The sequence below is a fragment of the Rhizobium sp. SVR5-2C genome (assembly GCF_056755115.1).
In genome coordinates this window covers 1-14,255 of the sequence record NZ_JBNDHT010000160.1, presented here as the reverse complement: position 1 = coordinate 14,255, position 14,255 = coordinate 1, and the positions used below count along the sequence as shown (strand labels likewise).

Genomic DNA, 14,255 nt, shown 5'->3' with positions numbered 1-14,255 from the left:
AGCTTTCCAATAGCCCACCAGCAATGGCGCCAGATCTACGAATGGCTGACGGTCACCGCGAACGGTCAGGATGAAGTAGAGCGGCTTTCCATCGGGTGTGAGCCGCCAGCCGTTCGCATCACGCTTGTCGAAGCCGGCCTCGTCCAGCATCTTGTTCGCAAGATCCGGATCGTATTCGGTGTACTGTTTTGCGAATTTCTCATTATAGAATTCGGATTCCGGCCGCGGCGCGATCTGGTAGGGCTCACCCTGCCCGGCAAAGATCAGGTCGATGGCTTCCTGCCGGTTGATGGCATAACTAAGGGCGATGCGGAGGTTCTTATTCCGAAACGCTTCACGAAGTTCGGGCTTCACCGAGGTCTCGTTGAGGTGGATCGCGGCGTAGCTCGGAGCCGCATCGACGATCTGGAAAAAGTCGATGTTGGCGCGCGCCTGGTTATCCAGGAACACAGCTTTGTTCGGGAGCGTGTTGATGTAGCGCCCGATAAAGTCGATTTCGCCGTTAAGCGCCTTGAATAGCATGACTTCCTTATCGGGAACGATCTGGTTGTCGATCTTGTCGATGTAGGGAAGTTGCCGCCCGTCCTCGTCGACCTTCCAGAAATACGGATTGCGCTCGAGGACGAAGTTGCGCGTATCGGTAATGGGCGTGACAGCTTTCCACGGGAACAGCGTCGGCTTTTCGGGATTGAACCAGGCGTTCATCTTCTTGTTGAAGCGATCGCCCCAGTCGCTGTACCCTTCCGCAGCCGCTTCCTTGTCGGCGTTGGGATTGAAATCCTTGTGGAAGGTCTTCAGGTAATGCTCGGGGTAATTGACGACACCTTCGCCGTCTGATGTGGCGAGTTGATAAAGAAGCAGGGCCTTGGGTGTTCCGAACCGCAAGATCACCGTCTCGTCATCCGGTGTCTCAACCTTCAGCCCATCTTCCGGTGCGATCCAACGCGGCCGGTAGGAAGGATCGATGGCCTCCTGAAACTGACAATGCTCTGCCCAAAAGGCGATGTCCCTGGAGGTGAATGGCGACCCATCCGACCATTTCAGGCCCTTGCGCAGATGAAACGTGAAGACCGTTGCGTCATCATTTACTTCCCAGCGCTCGGCGAGGTCGGGAACGACATTCTTGACCATCGGATCCCACCGCACCAGACCGTCATAGCCGAGAAACGTCTGGATCCACGTTATGTCGCTCGCACCGGTAAACAGCGTCCGCAGCGTCCCGCCATAGTTATGGACGCCATCGATCGTCTTCACCACCAGCGGGTCGGCACCGACACGATCGGCGACCGGCGGCAGCTTTCCCGCCTCGACATCCTTGGCCAGAGCAGGCGGCTCCTTCGTGAGATCAGCCGCTGCAAATGAAGCATCCGCGTTGAGCGCAAAACTCGCCGCGAAAAACAACAGTCCTCCTGAAAGCAAATGCGTCTTCAAGCGTGGCGCATACCACATGAACTTCCCTCCCTCTTCCTCCAGAGTGCGCGGTCGATGTTAGCAACACGTCGCTCGATGAAACTTGCATAGCGCAAACTGATGTGTCAATGGATTGTGGAATATGGATTATGGATAATGGATAATATGGAAACCCGTTTGCGGCCCGGGGAGATTGGTTGATCGTGGCCGACGTCATGGAAAAAGGAAGGGACGACCGTGTTAGACATGCAGGAAGAGGGATCTCAGACCGCGAAAGGCGATCTGAAAATCACGCACATCGAGGTTCGGGAGTATCGTTGGAAGCGTGACGTAGCCATTACCAACGGGCTTCACACCTACTCACATCACGATGTCAGTTTCGTCCAGATCGAGACCAACCACGGGATAACCGGATATGGTCTTGGACGGCCGAAGCCGGCGGAACGCGCCTTCAGAGCAGAGTTCAGCGAGCCTCTGATCGGGAAGGATCCGCTGATGATCGAAGCAATCTGGAAGAGCCTCTGGTCGCCCAAGCTTCACGGGCGCCGTGGCATAGAAACTCGGGCGCTTTCCGGCATCGACATGGCCCTCTGGGACATTCGCTGCAAGGTCGCGGGGCTGCCCCTATACAAACTCGCCGGCGGCTATCGTCGCAAGATTCCTGTTTATGCGGCGGGTGGATATTACGCCAAAGACAAAGGCTTGAAGCAGCTGCAGGAAGAGATGGTCGGCTACGTCGAAGCCGGCGCCCGGGCGATTAAAATGAAAGTCGGCGCGGTGCCGGTCAGTGAGGACGTCGAGCGGGTACGTGCCGTGCGGGCCGCTATCGGTCGGGAAATAAAGCTGATGGTCGATGCTAATTGTGCGTATCGGTCTTATGAGGCGATCAGCTTTGCCAGACGGATCGAGGACCAGGACATTTTTTGGTTCGAGGAAGCCGTTCAGCCTGATGACTACGACGGTTTCAAGCGAATTGCCGCAGCGTCTTCCATCACACAGGCGACCGGTGAGAACGAATACACGAAACACGGTTTTCGCGATCTTATCGCTACTCAGGCGATCGGCATTCTTCAGCCGGATGTCCGCTACACCGGCGGGATCACGGAATTTTTGAAGATCGCCGCCATGGCGGACGCCAATGGGATCGATATCTGCCCGCACGGCGAGCAGATTGCTCACCTCAGCCTCCTCGGCGCGATACCAAACGCATTAATGCTTGAATTCTATCCCAAGCAGGTGGCCTCTAGCGCTCAGGACGTCTTCCTTCATGCCGCGACTATCAACTCGGATGGCACAGTGACTGTACCCGACGTGCCAGGAATCGGATGCGACCCGAATGAGCAGGTGCTGAAGCGGATGGAGCGACTAGCCTGATGGCGCGACCACGGAACCTTTATTCTGCTCTGTAGGGTGGGGCTTCCGCCTCAAACCCCGGGGATCAGCGCCGGCCACACCTGCGCTGACCCCACGTTGTAATGTGAATCTTGAGAGTTTCATAAGGCGCTTTCCCTTTAATGCTTCATGCGGCCTTGCCAGGTTGTAGAAGCATTCCATTCGTCCAGTTTTGCGTTGAAGTCGACATCTCCTGTGTAGGATAAGAGCTGGTAAAACTCGTGTTCGTCGGTCCGGTGCCACGCTCGACCTTCTCGTTGAGCTGCAGTGATGCTGGTTTGATAAGCGTTGGTGCGGGGATCGGAGAGTTTTCGGACTCTGATCTTTGATGCCGTCGTTTACGAGGTGGTTCCAATGCGACGGATGGATTTCGGGTGTGCGCACGCAAGCATCCGATTGAAAACGGCGCAGCCGATGGCAACCTCGCTCTGTTGCGCTCCGAAGGTTCGTGCGCGCAATCGGCCACCGATGATCGACTTGTAGCGACCGATCGCGGCCTCGACCAGCGAACGCTTGCCGTAGCCAGTCGCAGTCTGCCACTTCATTCGTCCGTCCGTTTGATCGCCGCGATATGTTGGTCCCGTTGAGTAGGGGGCTCGGTGTCCGGCCTTTCCACCGCGTTGGCGCGGGGCGGAATGACAACGGCAGCATCGACGCTGTGCTTGACGACGGCGTCGTAAGTCGGGTTGCCGTCATAGGCTCCATCGGCCGTGAACTGACCGATCTGAGCGTCGATCTGGTCGAGTAGCGGCTCCACCTGCGAGGCATCACCAGCGTCTTGGTCGGTTATGACATGGGCGATGGTCTCGCCGCTGTCGCATCCAGCGCCAGATGCAACTTCCGCCAACTGCGACGAGATCTGGCACCGTGCTTCTCCTCCAACTACTGGCCCGCGCTGTAGACTTCAAGCCCGGTGCTGTCGATGAGGACGTGCACAGGCCCTTCTGCTGAAACGGAGCGGCCTCGCCGTCTGTCAAATGATCGACCCCTCCGTGCCCGTCGGCTCAGCGTCGTGTGATCGGGGACGGCGAGATCCAGTCCAAAAAACCAGTTATTGCACTTGCCGTTCATCTACGCCAACGCAATTAACGATCCGCGCACCAGGGTCGTAGTAGTCGAGTCCTACACGAATGAAGTACTAGAATTCCGTCGGCCAACGCTTCCAAAGTGAAACCCCATCAGGCGCTGACAGCCGGCCTCGGACACCTCGTCACAATGTGCTGGAGATACTTCGTTGGTTTGAACCGGTCATTCGATTGGTAGGTGATTTGACCGCTTGACCTGCGTTAGCGCAAAGCTTGTTTCAATCGACGCCACCTCTTCGAGCCGTGTCAACTTTTCTTTGAGAAAAGCCTCATACCCCGCAAGATCTCGAACCAGGACACGCAGCAAATAATCTCGCTGTCCGGTCATCAGGTAGCAATCCACGACTTCCGGCCAACGGCTGACTGCCTTGGCGAAACGGTCAAGGTCGTCCTCATGTTGTCGGGTGAGCTTGACTGAAGCAAAAGCACTGACTGACAACCCGAACTCGGTCTCGTCTATCACCGCAGCATAGCCTTTTATAACGCCGGTTTCCTCGAGAATTCTTACGCGGCGTGCACATGGAGACGGTGATAGGCCGACCTGCTCAGCCAGCTGTTGTGCAGTCATGCGTCCATCGTTCTGCAGCAGGGAAATTATTTTTAGATCGATTCTGTCTAATTTTGCATTTGGCATTTTTCACCAAACGATGAGCATCAAGTAGCGTATCAAGCTACAGGGCACGCTCGATACATGCAAGATTGATTACCTCAGGCGTGGAAGACGGGATACAGTTTAAAGCATGTATTGCGGAGGCCCCAATGTCTGACACTATGTCGAGTTCCAAGATCGCGAATGTCGTCAAACGGCTCGACCTCACTACATTGCAGCTTTTCATTGCCATACACGAGGAGGGAAACCTTCGTCGGGCTTCAGAACGCGAAGCTATTGCGCCATCGGCGGTCAGCAAACGGCTGCACAGTCTGGAAGAGACACTGCAAGTCTCCTTGTTCGAGCGGACCCCGCAAGGCATGAAGCTCACGCCGGCGGGAGAAGCACTTCTACATCACGCGCGTCGGACACTGCTGAATATCGAGAAGATCGCAGTCGAGCTAAATGAGTACGCTGCCGGCGTACGCGGTCATGTCAGGATGCTGGCCAACCTTTCCGCCATTGTTGAATTTCTGCCGGACGATCTCCCAAAATTCTTCAACCAATATGCATCGCTTCGGCTCGATCTTCATGAGCGCCCGAGCGCCGATGTGGTTCGCGGTGTCGAGGATGGTGTCGCAGATATCGGCATCTGCTCCGACGATGTCGATATTCGGGGCCTTGAGCGTTTCGACTATCGAGAGGACCAGCTTGTCATCGTGGTACCCTCCAATCATCCGCTATCGGCTGCCAAGGATATCTTTTTTGCCGATACGCTAGACTTTGATCATGTCGCGTTGTTCGCAACGAGCTCAATCTATCTGAGATCACAGTATAGCGCCCAGCAAGTTGGCAAGTCGCTCAAACTCAGGATTCATGTTCCGGGCTTCGATGCGGTATGTCGTATGGTCCAAGCGGGCATGGGAGTGGGACTGATGCCGAGCCGCGCCTTCGATGTCTTGAGCGCGGGTATGGACATTAAAGCGTTGCCCCTCAGGGACATCTGGGCGGAGCGGCAGTTATCGGTGGTTGTCAAAAGCGTACATGATTTGCCCGTCGCCAGCCTCATGATGTTCAACCACCTCACCGGCAATCGCGAACAACACAGCTACCAATAGTTATTCCAGTCTCAACAGCCATTCGCAGCGATCCCACGCCAATTGGGAGCGCGTGCGGTCATATCCGCGATGCATCCGGCCTTGGCGACCGTTCTCCAAACGAGAACAAGCGTTGAAAAATGACCATTGGACCTCGCGATCGGAATAGAGAACCATCCTCCAAATTGAAACGGAGGAGACTTCGCAATGAATGGACCCCTGAGCGGGATCAAGGTCGTCGAATTCGGCACGCTTATCGCAGCACCATTTGCAGCGCGGTTGATGGCTGAATTTGGAGCGGATGTGATCAAAATCGAGCAACCGGGGAGCGGTGATCCGTTACGCAAATGGCGCAAGCTACATCAAGGCACATCGCTGTGGTGGTATCTCCAATCCCGTAACAAGCGCAGTATCGCGGTTGACCTCAAAACACCTGAGGGTGTCGAAATTGCTCGCGAACTTGCCACGAGTGCAGATGTCATAATTGAAAATTTTCGCCCCGGTGGACTTGAGAAGCTCGGGCTCGGCTGGGAGACGCTGTCCGCCCTTAACCCCAACCTGACGATGGTTCGCATCTCTGGTTATGGCCAAACCGGCCCCTATCGTGATCAACCGGGTTTCGGCGCCATAGGCGAGGCAATGGGCGGGCTCCGCTATACGACAGGAGACGTTGATAGTCCTCCTGCTCGCGCGGGGATCAGTATTGGAGACAGCCTTGCATCTCTCCACGGAGTCATCGGAGCGCTGATGTCGCTTCTGCGTGTCAAGACTGGCCAAGGCAGGGGGCAGGTCGTCGATGTCTCGCTTTACGAAAGCGTCTTCAATCTCATGGAAAGTCTTGTTCCTGAGTATGATTTGATGGGGCACGTTCGAACGAGGACTGGTGGAGCGCTTCCCGGCATCGCGCCTTCGAACACCTATTCAACGGCAGATGGCGGCTATGTCGTCATTGCCGGCAATAGCGATGCGATCTTCAAGCGGTTGATGCGAGTGATCGATCGTATCGACCTCGCGGATGATCCGGCACTCGCGCAAAACGATGGACGTGTCGCGCAAGTCGAGATGCTCGACGCTGTCATTAGCACATGGACCCAAAGCCATCCCATCGCGGAAGTGCTGGAAAAACTGGCAGCTGCCGATGTTCCATCCAGTAAGATTTATTCCGTCGCCGATATAGTGACCGACCCGCATTACCTTGCGCGGGACATGATCCTCGAGACTAGCTTGCCCGGAGATATAAAGGTCAAGATGCCGGGCATCACGCCGAAGCTGTCAGAAACCCCCGGAGGCGTTCGATGGCCTGGCCCGATGCTCGGCGAACATACTGAAAGTGTTCTTGCTGAAATGGGTTATGACGGGAAGGACGTCCAACATCTTCGCCGATCCGGAGCGATCCAATGATCCGGTTAGATGGCGTGACGATTCAAGAAGTTGGTCCGCGGGACGGCCTTCAGATCGAGCAACGATGGGTTCCGACAGGCGAGAAGATTGCCCTCGTAGACGCGATTGCGGATTCAGGTATCAAGCGGATCGAAGTCAGTTCGTTTGTCTCACCAAAGGCAATCCCTTCGCTGAAGGATGCATCCGAGGTCTTCGCCGGCATAAAGCGGCGGCCGAACACTATTTACTCTGCGCTCGTGCCGAACACCAAGGGTGCCGAGCGGGCCATCGACGCCAAAACGGATGAATTGAATTTCGTTATGTCCGCGAGCGAAACACACAATTTCGCGAATATGGGTATGACACGAGAGCAGTCTTTCTTGGAACTGGGCTCGGTGGTTGCCATCGCAAACGGAGCCTCGATCAATGTCAATGCTACGATAGCTACCGCATTTGGATGCCCCTTCGAGGGGCCGCAACTGACTTCGAAAATCACCGACACAATCAAACGATATCTCGATCTTGGAGCCACCTCGATCACTTTGGCAGATACCACTGGCATGGCAAATCCCGTCCAGGTGACGACTTTGGTGGAGTTGTCGTTGGCTCTTGTCTCGCCTAACGACCTTACTTTGCATTTTCACAATACGCGCGGCCTTGGCCTTATCAATGTTGACGCAGCATGTCGTTCTGGCGCACGTCGTTTCGACAGTTCGTTGGGAGGGCTCGGAGGCTGCCCGTTTGCGCCCGGAGCTTCCGGCAATGTATGTACGGAGGACCTTGTGAATTTCTTTCACGAGATCGATGTCCCGACAGGGATTAATCTTCGCGAACTTTTGCGCCTTTCGGCAGAGTTGCCGAAACTGGTTGGTCACGAAACGCCGGGCCAGTTGGCGAAAGCGGGTCTCGCGAGTGATTTGCATCCGCAGCCAAACATCAAACGGTCTGCGTAAAATATCGGCGCTGCATCAGCGTCGCTCTTGGAGGAGTCGGAGGAAAAATGACCCTAACAATAATAGACTCGTCCGATCGCGCGGAAAGTGCATCGGCGGAAGACGGCGTTATACGGAAGATTGCCTGGCGGCTGATGCCGCTTATCATTGTCTGCTATCTTTTTGCCTTCTTCGATCGCATCAACATTAGCTTTGCAAAGACGGCATTACAGACTGATCTTGGCCTCAGCAATGCCGCTTACGGGTTTGGCGCGAGCCTTTTCGTCCTTGGATATGTCCTGTTCGAGGTACCTAGCAATCTGCTTCTATACCGCTTCGGACCACGCCGTTGGATCGCAAGGATCATGATCTCGTGGGGCATAGCGACCGCGGCCATGATCTTCGTCCACACTGAATGGCAGTTCTATGCACTGCGATTCATCATCGGCGCAATGGAAGCTGGTTTCGCTCCAGGTATCATTTATTACCTTACCCTATGGTTTCCGAAGAAATACCGTGGGCGGATGACATCGACCTTCTTTTTGGCAACCGCCTTTTCGGGGATTATCGGCGCACCCGTCTCCGGCCTGGTGCTCAAGTACCTAGATGGCTCCCTCGGATTGGAGGGCTGGCGATGGCTCTTTCTCGTCGGCGGGCTCCCGTGTCTCCTCTTAGGCGCCATCGTGTTAATGCGGTTTGACGATCGAGTCGAAGACGCTAACTGGCTGAAACCAAGCGAACGAGCCCTCATTTCTGGCCAGTTACAAAAGCAGTCAGAAGCGATTGGAAGGAGTTCATTCTGGCGTTCGCTAGCGGCGCCGGGGGTGCTCTTGCTCGGCTTTATCTATTTCCTCATTCAGATCGCTTCCTATGGCCTGAATTTTTGGGCTCCTGATCTCATCAAAACTGCTGGCAGCAACAATCCCGCCTTCACCGGCTTTTTGACCGCAGTTCCTTATATTTGCGGTGCAATCAGCATGATCGTCGTCGGCCGTCTTTCCGACAGTTCAGGTGAGCGGGCGAAGTTCGTGGCCGCGCTGATCTTCGCTGCCGCGTTGGGTTTTTTTGCTGCAGGCTATTTCGACAAGAACATCGTCATGCTCATATGCGCCTTGGCGCTCCTGGGAGCGGGTGTCGTAGCTGCCATTCCGACCTTCTGGACACTGCCTCCGAAGATGATGACTGGCGTTGAGGCCGCAGGTGGCATCGCGCTCATTAACACACTCGGTCAATTGGGAGGTATCGTCAGTCCCAATCTGGTGGGGATTGTGAAAGATTACTCGGGTAGTACAACCCCAGCTCTCTATGTTATCGGAGCGCTTTGCTTGCTGTGTGGCGTAATCCTGCTCTTTGCAATGCCGGCTGCTCTTCGGTCTAACGATCGCGTAAGCTTAGGCTGAGTTTGCAGAGCGGCCGCTAATGTGCGCCCGCTCCAAACATTGCGGTTGTTCGAAGTTTGGAATAACTGACAAACTCCGATCTTGGATGACCACCTTCCGTAGGCTCTCAAGACGGCCCGCCCCCACTGAAGACGGGCTCGATAACGACGAGGGAAAATTATCTGCGTGACAACTAGTCATCCTGCAGATGGACTGTGATCTCGATTGTTGGCAGCTTTCTCTTCGGTTTTTTCCCCTGCGGTCGCCGCCAGAACGACAAGGTCCAGAAGATAATCTATGAAGCGAACCTCTTCGCTGACCGGGTAGTTTTGACCTTGGTGCGCGGATCGTTAATCCATCATGGATGCGACAGTCAGCACAAAAAATAATTTGAATCCTAACTATTTTAATGCAATATGTATCTATGCAATCACTCAACTCGCTCCAAAGAAACTTCACTACAAATCTTCTATCGACCGGTCGCCGGTGGCGAAAGGCGGTCGATCAGGTTCTGAGCTCGCATGGCATTTCTGAGGCCTGCGCCCAACCCCTGATATGGATTGGCCGCCTCGGCGGCGGCGTACGGCAGGTCGTCCTGGCAAACTATGTCGGCATCGAAGGGCCTTCACTCGTGCGGCTGCTGGATCAGCTCGAAAATCTCGAACTGGTCGTGCGCAGGGATGATCCGACCGACCGCCGGGCGAAAGGTCTGTGGCTGACCGAAGAGGGTGAGAAGCTGGCCGCTCACATGGAAGACGTTCTCGACGAACTGCGCGGCAGAATTCTCGCCAAGGTCAACAAGGCCGACATTGAAGCGGCCAATCGTGTGTTGAAGGCATTCGAGGATATCGATACGCTGCAGGTTGCGGCTTTCAATCAGCAGATCGAGGCGGCATCGTGACCTTCCCAACCTGGCGCGACTGGCTATTCTCCGGCAAGGCCTTTCTGGCATCGATGGCTGCGCTCTTCATTGCGCTGTCGCTCGATCTGCCTCGGCCCTACTGGGCAATGGCGGCCGTCTACGTCGTCGCCAATCCGCTTGCCGGCGCCACCAGCTCCAAGGGTCTCTTCCGTGCGCTGGGCACTCTGATCGGCGCCGCCGCCGCCGTGCTCTTCGTGCCGCTCTTCGTGAACGCACCTGTATTGCTGAGTTTGGTCGTCGCGCTATGGACCGGCACGCTGCTTTTTATCTCGATGCTTGATCGCTCGTCGCGCAGCTATGTCTTCATGCTCGCCGGCTATTCCCTGCCGCTGATCGCCCTGCCCACAGTCGGATCTCCGGAAACGATTTTCGACACCGCGCTCGCCCGCTCCGAGGAAATCATCATAGGTATCGTTTGCGCGAGCGTCGTCAGTGTCGTCGTCTTTCCCACCAGCGTCGGTACGGTGCTTGGTCAGCGTATCTCTTCCTGGCTCGACGACGCCGGCACCTGGGCCGACGAAATCTTGCGGGGCGAGGGGGCCACTCCCGCGACGCCACTCAAGCGCCAGAAGCTGGCGGCCGACGTCACCGGACTCGACCTCATCATCAGCCAGCTCCGTTATGATGCCGGAACGAGGGATATCGTGCGCCATTCCCGGGAGCTGCGCGGCCGGATGCTGATGCTTCTCCCATTGTTCTCCTCGCTTGCCGACCGCTTGCATGCGCTGAAGATGCAGGGTGGCGGCCTGTCGAAAGATCTCGTATCGGTGCTGAACGCGGCCGCTGACTGGCTGAAGCAGGGAGGCAGTTGCTCGAACGAGACAGCCGACAGCCTCAACCGCGAAATCGCGCGCCTGCAAGAGTGCAATCGATCCCTTGAATGGAATGATCTGGTCCTGTCCAGCGCACTCACGCGCCTGAAGGAGATCGTGGATCTCTGGCAGGATTGCCTGATGCTGCGCGACGAAATCGTCATCGGCCGGCACTTCGGTCCATGGCGATACGTCTTCCGGCACCATGGCATGGTCGGCCCTGCCAGACATTACGATTACGGTCTTTTGGCATTTGCCGCTGGCACGGTTGTCGCCGGCACCTTCGCCGCATGCATCTTCTGGATCTGGACGGGCTGGGCAAACGGTGCCGGTTTCGTTACGCTGGCGGCCGTTGCCTGTTCTTTCTTTGCCGCATTCGACCGTCCCGCGCCCTTGATCACGTCAATGTTCATTTGGTGCGGCGTCAGCGTTGTCATTGCTTTCGTCTACATCTTCGGCATCCTGCCCGCCATCAACAGCTATGAGATGCTGGTGGTCGTCTTCGCGCCGCCCTTCCTGCTTCTCGGCCTCCTGGTTCCGAAACCGCAGTTCAACCTGCTCGCCATGTTGATGGCGGTCAACAGCGCTTCCTTCATTGCGCTGCAGGATCATTTCACCGCCGATTTTACGACCTTCGTCAACGAGGGGATAGCAGCTGTCGGGGGTGTCGGTTTCGCACTTGTCTGGACCCTTGTTACGCGGCCCTTCGGTGCCGAGATTGCCGCCCGCCGCCTGGTTCGTGCCGGATGGAAGGACCTCGCCGAGACGGCATCCGGCGAACGGCATGACGACTACGAGCGCCTGTCGGGGCGCATCCTCGACCGCCTGGGGCAATTGGTGCCGCGACTCGCTGCCATCGACCAACGGGAATTGAAGAAGGTCGACGGTTACGCCGAGGTCCGCCTCGGGTTCAATGTGCTGATGTTGCAGCAGGTGCGTCCCGATCTGCGCCCGCCCGCAGTCACCGCGATGGATTCCGTGCTGTCGGGCATCTCGGAATTCTATCGCGTCCGGCTGAAGGTGGGCGAAGCGATCGATCCGCCGCAGGCGTTACGACAATCGATCGATGATGCCCTGCGGACGATCCTGACCGAGGACTCTGGAAGCGGCAGCCAGGCCGTCGACGCGCTGGTTGGTCTCCGCCGCGCGCTGTTCCCGAACGATGCGCCGCCGGAAATCGCGCAAATGCCCGAACCAGAAACGTTCCATCTCCGACTTGCTGCCGAGTAACGCCATGCCTGCAGAGTTCGATATTTACGGCGTCTACGTTCCGCGCCTGCTCATCCTCATGCTTCTCGCCTTTGTCGTCAGCATCGTCATCCGACGCGGGCTTGCCTGGGTCGGCGCCTATGCGCTGGTCTGGCATCGCGGTCTCTTCGATCTCGCCCTCTATGTCCTGCTGCTTGGCGCTGTTTCATACATCACACGCTGGTACTTCACATGAAATCGCTCAAAACCGCCGCTCGTGTCCTTCTTACGCTTGTCTTCGTCGTCGCTGCCCTATTCGTTGGCCGCGATCTCTGGGGTCACTACATGTACGAGCCCTGGACGCGCGACGCGCGCCTTCGCGCCGATGTGGTCGGCATCGCCCCGGACGTCTCCGGCCTGGTCAGCAAAGTCGTCGTCACGGACAATCAGGATGTGAAGAAGGGCGACATTCTCTTCTACGTCGATCGCGAGCGTTTCACGATCGCGCTGGCGCAAGCCAATGCGGCGCTCGGCAGCAGCAAGGCGGCGCTCGATCAGGCTCGCCGCGAAAACGACCGCCAGCAACGGCTCGGCGAAGCCGCGTCCGTGCAGCAGAAGGAGCAGGCGCGTACCGCCCAGGACCAAGCCGAAGCCGCCTATCAGGAGGCGATTGCCAATCGCGATCTCGCCCAGCTCAATCTCGACCGCTCCGAGGTGAGGGCGACGGTGAACGGCAGCGTCACCAACCTCAGCCTGCGGCCGGGCGACTATGTGACGGCGGGCATGGCGAAAGTCGCTCTCGTCGATACGGACTCATTGAGGGTGGAAGGCTATTTCGAGGAAACGAAGCTGCCGCGCATCCATGTGGGCGACAGGGTTGTCATCCGGCTGATGGGGCAGCCCGAGAAGATCGAGGGCCGTGTCGAGAGTGTAGCGACCGGCATCGAGGATCGCGAACGCACCGACGGCACAGGGCTTCTTGCCAATATCAACCCAACCTTCAGCTGGGTACGGCTCGCTCAGCGCGTGCCGGTGCGCATCCGTCTTGAAAAGGTTCCGGAGGGAACCAGGCTGATCGCCGGCCTGACGGTGACGGTGGAGGTCATGTCGGACGGTTGATTTTCGCGGCATCGGGCAGGCGCACTCTATTTCCGGCTTCCGCTCAGCCTGCGCATGGTCGAGGATATGCTGGCGGCCGGGGCATCGTCTCTCACCAGACCATGAGGCTCTGGGCTGAGAAATTCTACAGGCGTTTCGCCAAGGATATCCGCAAGCGATTAGCCGGCAGGCTCGGCGACAAATGGCACCTCGACGAGGCCGTCATCACCATCAGGGGAAAGAAACACTGGCTCTGGCGCGCCGTCGATCATGCGCCGCATGTAGAGGCGATTGGTGTCGGTGCCATCGTGAGCCTCCTTCCAGATATGGCATGTCAAACACCGGACAGTAAGTTCCAAAACACGAACCTCTTTTCGACACTTGGCTATGCGGCCCGTCACTATCCATTCAATATTCCCGGCCAACGTTACAGTTGCAACCATCCGATGGGCGATCGCAACTTGCCTGTAACGTAATCGGCTTAGCCATAGCGGCAGCGCCGTCTCCATGGTGTCCGATAGACATGGGCGGCTCTCCGAGATGTGCGTTTCTCCCGAATAGGGAGACAAATGTTACGGAACAGAAAATTCACCCTTACTGGCCGGAATGATCGGTCGGAGGTGGCGCCGGGAGACCGTTTCCTGATGCGCATATTTTCCGTTTCACGATCAAAAGGAGCGTTCCTGACGCGTGGTGCAGTGACCGAGCCGAAACAACAGTTCGCCTTGGATGGTAGAAGGAGACCAGGATGCATGAGATCGTACCCGAATTATCGATTCATAACGCAGCGAAAGGGCCTCGCATCTGTGTTGCCGGTGCCGGTGCAATCGGCATCACGCTCGCGACACGGCTGTCAATAAGCGGGCATTCCGTCAGTGTTCTTGCCCGAGGTGAAAGCCTCGTTGCTATCAAGAAAAATGGCTTGTCTCTTATGGACGCCGAAGGAGAACATCGGGCTCATGTCACCGTCG

The 14,255-nt window shown here is 56.9% G+C and carries 12 protein-coding genes and 3 pseudogenes; 11 read left to right on the top strand and 4 right to left on the bottom strand.

Annotated elements, in window-relative coordinates; genetic code table 11:
• Positions 1–1,449: ABC transporter substrate-binding protein (locus ACPYOI_RS30680; RefSeq protein WP_481423815.1), on the bottom strand; the 1,449-nt coding region annotated here is incomplete at its 3' end.
• Between the two features lie 207 nt (positions 1,450–1,656).
• Here ACPYOI_RS30680 and ACPYOI_RS30675 point away from each other — a divergent pair.
• Complete coding sequence (locus ACPYOI_RS30675; RefSeq protein ID WP_481423816.1) at positions 1,657–2,784, top strand: mandelate racemase/muconate lactonizing enzyme family protein; 1,128 nt, start codon at positions 1,657–1,659, stop codon at positions 2,782–2,784.
• Positions 2,785–2,848: 64 nt separating this feature from the next.
• On the opposite strand, the pseudogene ACPYOI_RS30670 reads toward ACPYOI_RS30675, so the two are convergent.
• The 3 genes and pseudogenes from ACPYOI_RS30670 to ACPYOI_RS30660 form a co-directional block, all read right to left on the bottom strand.
• Positions 2,849–3,085: pseudogene (locus tag ACPYOI_RS30670) on the bottom strand (integrase core domain-containing protein); the annotation flags it as partial.
• Between the two features lie 55 nt (positions 3,086–3,140).
• A pseudogene (locus tag ACPYOI_RS30665) lies at positions 3,141–3,843 on the bottom strand (IS5 family transposase); the annotation flags it as partial.
• A gap of 207 nt (positions 3,844–4,050) precedes the next feature.
• Positions 4,051–4,521 carry an Lrp/AsnC family transcriptional regulator gene (locus ACPYOI_RS30660; protein WP_481423814.1) on the bottom strand — a complete coding sequence of 157 codons (471 nt, stop codon included), beginning with the start codon at positions 4,519–4,521 and terminating at the stop codon, positions 4,051–4,053.
• Between the two features lie 125 nt (positions 4,522–4,646).
• Here ACPYOI_RS30660 and ACPYOI_RS30655 point away from each other — a divergent pair, with 125 nt between their 5' ends.
• The 10 genes and pseudogenes from ACPYOI_RS30655 to ACPYOI_RS30610 form a co-directional block, all read left to right on the top strand.
• Positions 4,647–5,594 (top strand): LysR family transcriptional regulator, encoded by a 948-nt coding sequence (locus ACPYOI_RS30655; RefSeq protein WP_481423813.1) that lies wholly within the window; start codon positions 4,647–4,649, stop codon positions 5,592–5,594.
• A 186-nt stretch (positions 5,595–5,780) separates the two neighbouring features.
• On the top strand, positions 5,781–6,974 hold the full coding sequence (locus ACPYOI_RS30650) for a CaiB/BaiF CoA transferase family protein (RefSeq protein ID WP_481423812.1): 1,194 nt from the start codon (positions 5,781–5,783) through the stop codon (positions 6,972–6,974).
• On the top strand, positions 6,971–7,906 hold the full coding sequence (locus ACPYOI_RS30645; RefSeq protein ID WP_481423811.1) for a hydroxymethylglutaryl-CoA lyase: 936 nt from the start codon (positions 6,971–6,973) through the stop codon (positions 7,904–7,906). The genes ACPYOI_RS30650 and ACPYOI_RS30645 overlap by 4 nt, the downstream gene beginning before the upstream one ends.
• Before the next feature lie 47 nt (positions 7,907–7,953).
• Complete coding sequence (locus ACPYOI_RS30640) at positions 7,954–9,285, top strand: MFS transporter (protein ID WP_481423810.1); 1,332 nt, start codon at positions 7,954–7,956, stop codon at positions 9,283–9,285.
• A gap of 403 nt (positions 9,286–9,688) precedes the next feature.
• A complete protein-coding gene (locus tag ACPYOI_RS30635; protein ID WP_481423809.1) occupies positions 9,689–10,165 on the top strand; it encodes a MarR family winged helix-turn-helix transcriptional regulator in 477 nt (158 codons plus the stop codon).
• Entirely contained in the window at positions 10,162–12,228 is a 2,067-nt protein-coding gene (locus tag ACPYOI_RS30630) for an FUSC family protein (RefSeq protein ID WP_481423808.1), read from the top strand. The genes ACPYOI_RS30635 and ACPYOI_RS30630 overlap by 4 nt, the downstream gene beginning before the upstream one ends.
• Positions 12,229–12,232: 4 nt before the next feature.
• Positions 12,233–12,442, top strand: a complete 210-nt coding sequence (locus ACPYOI_RS30625; RefSeq protein WP_481423807.1) for a DUF1656 domain-containing protein — start codon at positions 12,233–12,235, stop codon at positions 12,440–12,442.
• Positions 12,439–13,305 carry an efflux RND transporter periplasmic adaptor subunit gene (locus ACPYOI_RS30620; protein ID WP_481423806.1) on the top strand — a complete coding sequence of 289 codons (867 nt, stop codon included), beginning with the start codon at positions 12,439–12,441 and terminating at the stop codon, positions 13,303–13,305. Before ACPYOI_RS30625 ends, ACPYOI_RS30620 begins: the two co-directional genes overlap by 4 nt.
• 24 nt (positions 13,306–13,329) lie before the next feature.
• Positions 13,330–13,568, top strand: a pseudogene (locus tag ACPYOI_RS30615) (DDE-type integrase/transposase/recombinase); the annotation flags it as partial.
• 464 nt (positions 13,569–14,032) lie between these two features.
• Positions 14,033–14,255, top strand: a 223-nt coding sequence (locus tag ACPYOI_RS30610) for a ketopantoate reductase family protein (RefSeq protein WP_481423805.1), incomplete at its 3' end; no start/stop codon positions are given.